Source organism: Pseudomonas sp. 05T35 (assembly GCF_056396605.1).
This window is the reverse complement of the sequence record NZ_JBFTLU010000307.1, coordinates 1-10,147: the sequence shown is the minus strand read 5'-3', so window position 1 is coordinate 10,147 and position 10,147 is coordinate 1. Positions and strand designations below refer to the sequence as shown.

Below are 10,147 nucleotides of genomic sequence, written 5' to 3'. Positions count from 1 at the left end.
CCCATTCACTGTATGCTTGCGAACTAAAAACCAGAGTAAACCCAACCACTTCGCGACCACCATCCCCCATCGAGATAGTTACCTTATATGTATCTGGGATACTTCCAGCCATGCGCGAGCTAATTTTAATCGTGGTGTCGCTACGATCATAAGTTACATCTGCCTCCGTCAATGTTTTTACTTTCGCCTGCAGACCTTTGTAGTTCCATAGGTCCTGTGGAGTGCTCGGAGAGCTCGTAGTAATTTCGCCGAACTCGTTAGTTCCCGTCGGAAGCCAATATTGAAAACGACTGTCCCCGTCCGCCGAGTGAGCAAACAAATGACATACCGTCCGCACATGCCCCTCTTCGAGATCGAGCACTTCGGACTCTTTAATATCAAAGCCAGTAGACTTCTCTACATATCCGACAGCTGGAAACATTGGCATCACGGCAAAGTTTTTGTCGATCCGCAAAGTTCTTAGAAAGTCGTAACTATCACCATTACCATTGGATAATCCGCCGGCCTCATAGCCATAATAGAGGGCCAAAAATAGTGTATCCGGTGACGTTGAGTGATCGTACACAGCAATCGTATTGCAACCTTTTTCAATCAAATTCGGGTTGAGCTCCGGATCGCGCAAGGCATCGGACGTGCCGTAGTTTTCAATATAAACGCGCGGAATACTCCATGTATCATCGTATTTTTTATAGGCGCCATATAGACGAAACAGCGGGATGACCTTTTTGTCAGAGGACGAAATGGCATCAGGATCCTGAAACACTACTTCGGCCCAGAATATGAACAAACGATTATTGAACCAAGTCGGCCGAATGGAGTGTTCAATAGCTTTTTCGGAGATTGGTACGTTGGCACGTTTCCAGTCCGACCAGGCCACAGGCAGGGGCTTATCATATTTCAAGGGTTCAGCATCGGGGTCAGCAACGGGTGCAATAATCGGGCGCTGCCTCATGTCCAACGACCGCCAATAGTAGACGTTTTCTGCAGGCGATTTGGCGATGAAATAGTAGATACTGTTGGCGAAGTACTTGCCGTCGATGTAGCCATTGAGGCATCTGAGGTTGGCAATTTCCTCCAAACGCGCCAAATAGTCCAGCACTGCGGTTTGCACAGTATCAGGCTGAATCTGGGTTTGATTAATATCATTTTCCAGTTGTTTGAAGCTTTCGGTCTTAGTCAGCCGAAGCATTGGATCCAGGTAATTCGACGGAAAGTAATGCAACTGTTGGTTGGCTGCCCATAGTGAATACTGACTCATTTCGTCGCGCCAACTTTCCAGTTGATTCGGGGTAAAGTTTCCGGGCTGGTAACCCGGTTCCATATTCATAAAAATGCCGTGAATGTATTGCTGATGGCTGGCAATGGCACAGGCAACCGGGCTGGTGGGCACATTCTGGCTGACCTGCACATCCAGCAACCAGAGCTCATAAATTTCGTTGGGGGTCTTGATCCGGTCAGCCAATCCCTGATCAATCAGGTACTGATCGTTAGGCACGACTTCGTGCAAATACAGCGCTAACATCGCGTCACGCAAAGACTCATTAAGTGGTGCGTCAAAGGCAGTCGTCATGATCGTCCCTCAAACATTCGCAAGTGATGAATCGGGGACAGAATGGGTGGCCATGACCGCGTCACCGACGGTTTTCCAGGCATCCAGAGTGCTTTGGTGATTCAATTCGGTGGCTTGCAGCAGCGCTTTGGCGGACAACCTGCTGGCCTGGCAGGTCGCCTGGCAACGGCGTATCCAGTCCACCTGCGCCATCGAACAGGCGTGCTTTTCGCTCAAGGTGTCAGTCAGAGCCGTAATTTCTGCTTCGGACCACCCCAGCAGCCAGGCCAATGCGCTATTGGCCGTTTCGCTGGTAATCTGGCGCAGCGCCTTGTTTTTCAGTTTGGGCGTGGGCGGGTTGGCGAGGCTGAAGTAGCTCAATAGGGTGTCTTCCGATTGGCTCTGGGCGTGGAACCAATGGCTGAAGCGTTCAAACAGGTAGAGGTCGGCGAGCGAAGGTTCGCTGTTGCTGCCGGAGTATTGGTCGGCGCCTAGCCAGGTTGGGTGGACCAGAAACAGGCGCAACGCTCTGTCGCTCAAGCGCAGCTGTACAATAATCTCGGCATGCTGCGATACACGCTGGAAATGCTCGATCAGTTCAGGGCGCACCTCCCCCTTCGGAAACACTTCCATCAGAATGCTGTAGACCGAAGAATTAGCCCAATGAATAACCGCAACGCAGCGTTCCGGCGGTAGTTTTACGGTTTCCTGGAACAACCCTTCAAGCAACTGTACTTGCCTGTCATGCGCCTCAAGTAGCAACTCGACGAGTTTTTCTGCACAGGCTTGTTTTACTGGCACCGTCAGTTTGAGTGGCTTGAGCAACTCATCGACATCGGTCCTGAGCCAGGTGATCGGCTCATCTACCAGACTCAACGGCCCATCCAGCCCGCGCAACAGGCCATCTTTATCGATCAGAGCGTGGCTGATCAGCAACTCGAACCATTTGAGCTCCGCCGGGTTGGGGGTCCCGTCATCGCGGGAAGGCAGACCCAGGGCAGCGACCTGTTCCCTGGTTACGACACTGCGGCGCGTATCGTCCTGCAATTTAACCAGGCGCTTGAGCAGGTCGTCAGACAATGGCGGGTATTCAAAAGCATGGGGCGCCTGGTCGTCCTCCAGTTCGTCGACGGCAGCCAATGGGACATTGGGCCCTAACCGCTGCTGCAATTGCTCAACGGTCTGCTGGCTGTCCTTGAGCCAGTCGACGACCCAGTCCACTTGCATCAGCACATCGATGATGTCTGGAGTGTCAGGCGTTGTTCGCGGGCTCAACCGACCGCTGGCCAGTGCAGTTTTGTAACGTTGACCACCGAGTAGGCCCGCCAGTGTCAGGAGGTCAGCGACTGAAAGACCGAAGAGCTGTGCGATCCGGGCCTGGCGGTAAATCGACGAGACGGTAGGCAAGTCACGCTTGAGTGCTCCGAGTTTCTCGGTCTGCCTGGCGATCAATAACAATGACTTATCAGTCGGTTGCAAACCGAGGCCGGCACACAATTGCAGCAGGGTTTTCTGGTTGGAGGGGTTCGTACTGGTCAAATCGAATGGTGTTTGATCGAGGATCAGCGGCGTGTCGAACAGTTGCACCCGGTTGAATACCTGGTCGTAAAATGGCACCTCATCCTTGCCGCAGGCATAGGGCGTGATGCCACCCAGTATCGCGCCGAACTCTTGAGGATCAATACCGCGGCGCAAGTTCAGATAACGATAGACCCCCAGCGCACGCAAGGTATTTTCGTTAAGCACCATCCCCAGGTTAGCTGCGCCCTCGGCCCGGATCGCGCCGATGACCAGAGTGTCCAGCTTCGCGAAGGGGATGTTTGTCCAGCGTTGCAGACGGATCATTCGCAGCAATCGATCCATGCGATCGAGCGAGGTCTTGGTCAGGCGCCAGTACTTGCTGCCCCCCTGATTGACTTCCTCCAGCCCCATGGAGTTGTCGAACTTATCGCGGATAATTGACGCCGGAGTGGGTTCGCTTTCGCTATCGTAAAGGCCCGCGCCGGTTCCGTTGACGTAGCAGGCGCCATAGTGAGACGCGTGAGGAAACGGAGACACCGTACCGGTAATACCGGGGACCACTACACCAGCGTGTTGCAGGTTTTTGCTTGGGCAGTTGGGTGACAATCGCACAGCGTACGTACGTTGGCAGAGAAGCATTTCGACGTGTTCGGCGTGTAAGCCTGTGCGCTGCATAAAGTCGGTAAGGGTGGTCAAGTGCTGGAGTACTGAGCCGTCTGTTGCGTCAACGCCGAAAGACTGTTTGAAGAAGGCTCGTTCCGACGCTGTCAGGGTGTACTGCTCATCCAGTGTGAGGGTGAAACGCTGTCTGGCCAGGCTCACTGGGGCTTCAACGGTGCCGGTGGCGGTGATCAAATCGAACGTGGCGGTATAACCGGTTTCAGTTGGTTCGGGGAGCACCGCATCGACTTTGATGGATGAGACGGTGGTTGACGCTGATGCTGAGTGCAAAAAATTAAGCAACCCAATACCGGAATTGGCAGGCGTAGTGGAGTTTAGTGCCAGAATCACGGTTTCAGTCTGGTTTTCCCCCGCCTTACGAAAGGTGACGGGTGCAAGGTTTGTTCCTTCCGATGTACTGGTGGGTTTATCTGCTATGGGGGCAACTATGCCGATGTCCGCCTGCTCTAATGGCAGCAAAAAGCAGGTCCCCAATTCCGTGTGAGGGCTGAGGTGAGTGCTACCGGCGCTCTTCCAGCCATCAGTCAAATCACTGCGCGTCAGGTAAAAGTTGCTGAACACCGGCGGTTCGATCAGTAATGCCTGCCGCTGTGGACTCAACCCCGACAACAGTAGCTGTGCTTGCAGCACAGGCTTTTGCACTTCGCCATAGTGGTTAGTGGCATCCTGTCCGATCGGCATCAATAGGCTGGTCCGGTAATTCAACTCTCCCAGTCTCGGTTTTTCCTCGGATAAACCCAGCTGACATTGATGGTGGTGGAAATCATAGGGCAATTCGAGAGGGTAGCGACGCTCAGCAAGCACCTCGTTAATGGACTTTCGCTTGTCTGCCGGAATGCCATCCAGGTAAGTGCGCAAGTGGCTGCTCAGCACATCATTGACGATTTCCAGCATCGACCTGGGGGTGAAGGTGCTTTCGTGAGTAATCAGCAGATCCTTCAGGTCGGGGCGGCGTTTATCCAGCAAGAGGCGTTTGGGATCAATGCTCGTTGCTTCCAGTTGCTGGATAAACACGCGCAGCGCACTTAGGTAAGCCACCGGCGAATCAATGGCGGCAATGGCGCCGACCTTGCAGAACTCGTCCCAGTTTTCCTTGAAAAGATTGGGAAAAGTGGGTCCCACAGGCACGAGCGCGCGAACACCACTGCGCTGGGCCAATTGCTGGAAGGTACCCGATGAGGTCTTGTACTCACGGTACAAACGCGCAATCAGCGCCGCATACGCCCTGGCATTGTCGTAGGCCAGGTCGGCGTTGGCATCGCTGTGTTCGGCAAGCTGCCGAGCGAAGGCGGTTTTAGGCAAGCGAATAATGTCGAAGACCGAGGTGAATCCCATTTTCTGCATGGCCGTCTCGAAATCGACCCGGCCTTTTTCCGGCGAAATGTCGGGTTGTACGAGCGCCTTCATCAGCGAGTTGTTTTCAACGGCCATATCAATCGTTCTCCTGCCCATAAGGAACGGGCATTGAAGGAGTGCCCGGCAGGGTCAAGCTAGAGATAAACAAGGGCCGTGTAACCTGTCAGACCTGACAGGTTGATAGGGTTTACTTAGAACAAATTGGTGTTAGCAATCGAGTGCCGTGATAGGGAATACCTGACTGAAGGAGCCAAACGCCTTTCATTGGTTACCTGATGCTTGAGGCTGGCTCCTGTAAGAAATACCGGGTCGGAATAAAAAATCGCTAAAAGATACTTTAGCGAGACAGCCGCGAAGTGAGTCAGCCGTAGAGCTGCGCCTTGTTTGTGTGACCCCATCATTGATCACCGCTCGTCTGAACTGTCAGTTTTTACAGGTAGTTGTTCTTCGGGGTTTTCAGTAAACACCGCCCTACAGCAACAGATAGCCGGGCTGAAAAAGGAGCATTGAGATCATGGCGAAAAATGAGCTTGTTACGAATGAAGATGAGGATCAGCACATTTTATGGATTGAACCTTATATATTGACACCGAACCATGGCTCTACTGTTTCCCCCGGTTTTCTTATTGAAGCGATCGTCACGGTGCCACCCGCCTCTAAATGGAGAGTACAGTTCTTCTATGGCCCTAACATGATCAAAGAGTTTCAGGGAGCCCCCTTCCTTGGATCAGCAATTTCCTTCAATGTACCCAGTAACTTGATACAACCAGGCAGAGATTTCTATTTCAGGCTCGACTATGCCAAGCGCATGGTCGCTTGGGACACTTGGAGCGACTGGGCTTACTCGGGCGACTTGAAGATGGCCGGAGCGGGTAAACCACCCAGCCCACGTATTGAAGCACCTCAAGCAGGCAGTATTCACTCTCCTGGGCTTATCGATATTCGTGGGACCTGTGCGGCAGGCGCAAAAGTAGAGTTATTGAGTTGGGACAATAGCTTCCTTGACCCTGCTACCGTGAGGGGAACTACTTGGAGTTCTTCCGGCCGCGTCTGGGACGCCGGCACCAAACATGTCAAGGCTCGGCAAATCTTGAATAATCTGGCATCTGATCCAAGCGCTCAGTTGGAATTCATCGTCGGAACGAACGCCAAACCACCTGAGCCAACGATTTTCTCGCCAGAACAGGGAAAGAAGTACCCCGTCGGTTCATTGGCGATTATGGGCACCTGTTTGGAGGGAGCACAGGTTGAGGTTCTGAACTTTGATAATAGTAAGTTAGGCGATGCCAAGGTAACCGGCGCTACCTGGTCTTACAGTCGTGTCTGGGACGCTGGTACCAAGCACGTCAAGGCCAGGCAAATCGTGGATCGTGTGGCGTCTGATCCAAGCGCTCAGCTGGAGTTCTACATCGTAGCAATGTCCCAGCCAGCCGCACCGATCATCGAAGCACCACTCCAAGACAGTACTCACAACGTAGGGAATGTGACGATCAAAGGCACCTGTCTGGAGGGGGCAGTTGTCGATGTGCTGAGCTGGGATGATAGCAAGCTCGCTGTAGCTGAGGTAAACGGCAGAGTCTGGACGCTCAATTACACGTGGGATACCGGCTTCAAGCACGTCAAGGCCAGGCAAACAGTGCACCATTGGCGTTCCGATCCGAGCCCCGAGCGCGCGTTCATTGTGGGAACGCCGGGCAAGCCGCCCGAACCGCTGATTACCTATCCAGAGTCAGGGAGTAAACATGCCGTCGGTATTGTCGAGATTAGAGGGACCTGCCTGGAGAGAGCGACTGTCGAAGTCCTGAGCTGGGATAATTCTAAATTGGGCGATGCACAAGTAACCGGCAAGACCTGGGTATACCCATACACATGGGACGTCGGCGTCAAGCACGTCAAAGCTCGGCAAACCGAATACGGAAAAGTTTCCGATCCGAGCAGAGAAATCGAATTTACTGTGGGGGACCCTGCCCCTCCCCCCTCACCAGCGATTAGCAAGCCGCAGGAGGCCAGCACAGCCCTCTTTGGCAAGGTAAAAATTGAGGGGACATGTTTGGCAAGAGCGACTGTCGAGTTGCTCGCTTCAGACAATACCAAACTGGGCGATGCAGTCGTAAGCGACACTGAATGGTTTATCGATGTCGATTGGCTCCCTGGTCCCAAGCATATTAAGGCAAGACAAACAGAGTACGGCAGGGTGTCTTTGCCTAGCAATCTGCTTACCTTTTATTTGAGGCCACCCCAACTGGTCATTACCCAGCCGACCTCGCCGGTAGACCACAACCACATCATTGGTGGCACCGAGGGTTATCCAGGCGCCACGCTGAAAATGCTGGACTCAGCCAATCAACCGGTGCCCGGGARRTTCACGCAGAACGGGAAAAGCTGGACATTCGCCCCTGACCAGCCCTGGGAGGTGGGGAGCAGAACGATCAAAGCCGTGCAGACCGTTAACAGCGTAGAGTCCAACGCAAGCGRACCACGCACGTTCAAAGTAAGGCCMCCCCAACTGGTCATCACCCAGCCGACCTCGCCGGTAGACCAGAACCACGTCATTAGTGGCACCGAGGGTTATCCAGGCGCCACGCTGAAAATGCTGGACTCAGCCAATCAACCGGTGCCCGGGAAGTTCACGCAGAACGGGAAAAGCTGGACATTCGCCCCTGACCCGTCCTGGGCGGTGGGGAGTAGAACGATCACAGCCGTGCAGACCTTTAACAACGTAGAGTCCAACGCAAGCGAACCACGCACGTTTGCAGTGAAACCACCGAAGCCGGCGATCGAGCCGCCACCCAACCCGGCCGAACCGGATCAAATACTGACCATTACCGGCGTTTATTCCGATTCCGTCACCCTGGAGATGTTTACTGAAACAAACGTCGAGGTACCCGGCACCTTCAGCGACACTGGAACGACCCGCACCTTCACGCCGGACGCGGACTGGACGCCGGGCAGCAACACGGTCAAGGTCGTGCAGTTCTTTAATGATGTGGCGTCCAATCCTAGTGATGAATGCACGTTCACCGTGGAGTCAGGAGAAAAGCCTGATGTGCCAAAGTTCGAGCTGCCGTATGTTGGCTCCCAAACCCCAACGCGTCCAACCATCAGGATCAACGGCCTGCCCCATGCGCTGATCACTGTGCGTCTCAAAGACGCAGAGGAGTTGTGCTCGGAAATTGCCGATGCCAACGGCGAATTGGAGTTCAAGGTCAACCCCCCCTTGGTGCCTGGCCGTAATGATCTGGAGGCGAAACAGAAAGTGGGCGGGCCATGGTCCGAATGGAGTGGGCCCCGTCAGTTCACAGTAAAAGAGCTTCCGAAAACACCCGTCATTACTGGGCCAACCAATGGCGGTTCCACCTCTCGCAAGCTCAGGATCAAAGGCGAAGGTAAAGAAACTCGGGGGCAGATACTGCTGCGCCATGACGGGGACGCTGAGGATAAGCCGTTCGCCGAGACCAGTGGCGTGAAAAGCTGGCGCTGGGATGCGCAGGAGCTATGGCCCATCGGCAATTACACCATTTTGGCACAGCATGAAGACGACGGTKACAGCTCCCCATGGACAGAGCCACACACGTTTGAAGTGGTCGACTCCCTATACGGGATCGGCGACGCCGGCCCAGTGCTCGGCCAGCCGGTGGAAAGCACAGGGCAGAGTGTACTGTTGCGGGTTCAGGTGGTGCTCGGTGATACCAGGGAGGCGGTTGAGGGAGTGACCCTAGAGTGGCGCATTCAAGGTGAGCAGGATGTCATCGCGACGACCGTGACCGGCCCGAACGGCTGGACCCAGTATCGCTATACGCCTGGTTCTGTCGGAAAACACAAGATTCTGGCGGATATCACACGCGATAACCAGGGTGTCGTCATGACAGAACTCTTCGAGGTGACCGCCTTGTCGCACGATGACTGGGCACAAGAGGCTGAGCTTTATCTGAACGGTACACGGGTTGATCTGGCCAACGGCGATCTCGTGCTGTTAAGGGGCAAACCCTATGAACTGGAACTCAACGTCAACAGTGACAGTGTGTTGATTGGTTCCAGCGTCACGTTGCAAGACCTGTGGGGCGCGGCGGAACGTGGCCTGAAGTTTGTCCCGGATCTGGGAGCTCCGCAGCCAATAGCGGAAGGGAAACCGGTGCGTTGGTCTGTTTCTGCCGATGGGGGAGAAGGCGGTTTCTTCGGATTGAAACTGACCAACCCTGCACTGCCGGACTGGCAGTTGCCGGGGCGGGTGATTTCGGAAAGCCTGGCAGATGAGGTGATAAAAATTGAAGTTCGTGAACGCCCCATCTCGGACGTTGGCGCAGTGTTTTTCAGTGAAGAACCCGCCCCGCTCAAGTTGACCTTTGAACCCTGGATGGAAGGATTAACCGTGTGGCTGGATGAAGTGGGATCGCCCGACCTTGGGCTGACTTATTTCCCCGATCTCAAGCAGCCCCGTACAGTACCGGACAACCTGATATTAAACTGGGATGTCACAAGTAGCATTGGCACCGGTCGTTTCTCACTTCAAGTCGTCTGCCCGGACACAGCTAATCCTTTGGAGATTCCATGCCGATTGTTGCAGAGTGAGTTTGCCAAAGAGATTGCAGCAATTGAGGTCGGCGGCCGCGATGCAATTCCWTACCCAATGAGTCTTGATGGCATGGGTATCCTGTTACGCAAAGGATGGAACGACCTACAGTTCTCAATAACTCTATTTTTAAAACCAGACAGTCTCCTGACAGGCTTGAAATATAAACTGGTTTGGCTGGAGGGCGATTTAGGAGTCCCTCCCAAACAATCCATACCCTCTCTTGATCTTGAGAAAGTCATAGGAGAGGATAATAATATTACTTTTAGCTGGAAAAATTTCCGGGACACGAAAGAAGGCCGGTTCAAGCTGGCGTTTCAATACGAAGGGTGTGAGGCCGTAATACCAGGTGTTGTGGTCGAAGAGAATAGTTCATATGCCGTGCTTGGGGCACACTTCAATAACATATACTACCCTAAGCCGTTCTCACAATTTAAGTATATAACGTACGATCGAGACGGTATAAAGAG

The 10,147-nt window shown here is 53.8% G+C and carries 3 protein-coding genes; 1 reads left to right on the top strand and 2 read right to left on the bottom strand.

The genetic code is table 11. The annotated features are described in order from the left end of the window. The coding region (locus tag AC1DH9_RS20960) for a neuraminidase-like domain-containing protein (protein WP_477808715.1) at positions 1-1,570 on the bottom strand (1,570 nt) is incomplete at its 3' end. 9 nt (positions 1,571-1,579) lie between these two features. Then, entirely contained in the window at positions 1,580-5,182 is a 3,603-nt protein-coding gene (locus AC1DH9_RS20955; protein WP_477808714.1) for a Tc toxin subunit A, read from the bottom strand. Positions 5,183-5,621: 439 nt separating this feature from the next. Here AC1DH9_RS20955 and AC1DH9_RS20950 point away from each other — a divergent pair. Next, the coding region (locus AC1DH9_RS20950; protein ID WP_477808713.1) for a hypothetical protein at positions 5,622-10,147 on the top strand (4,526 nt) is incomplete at its 3' end.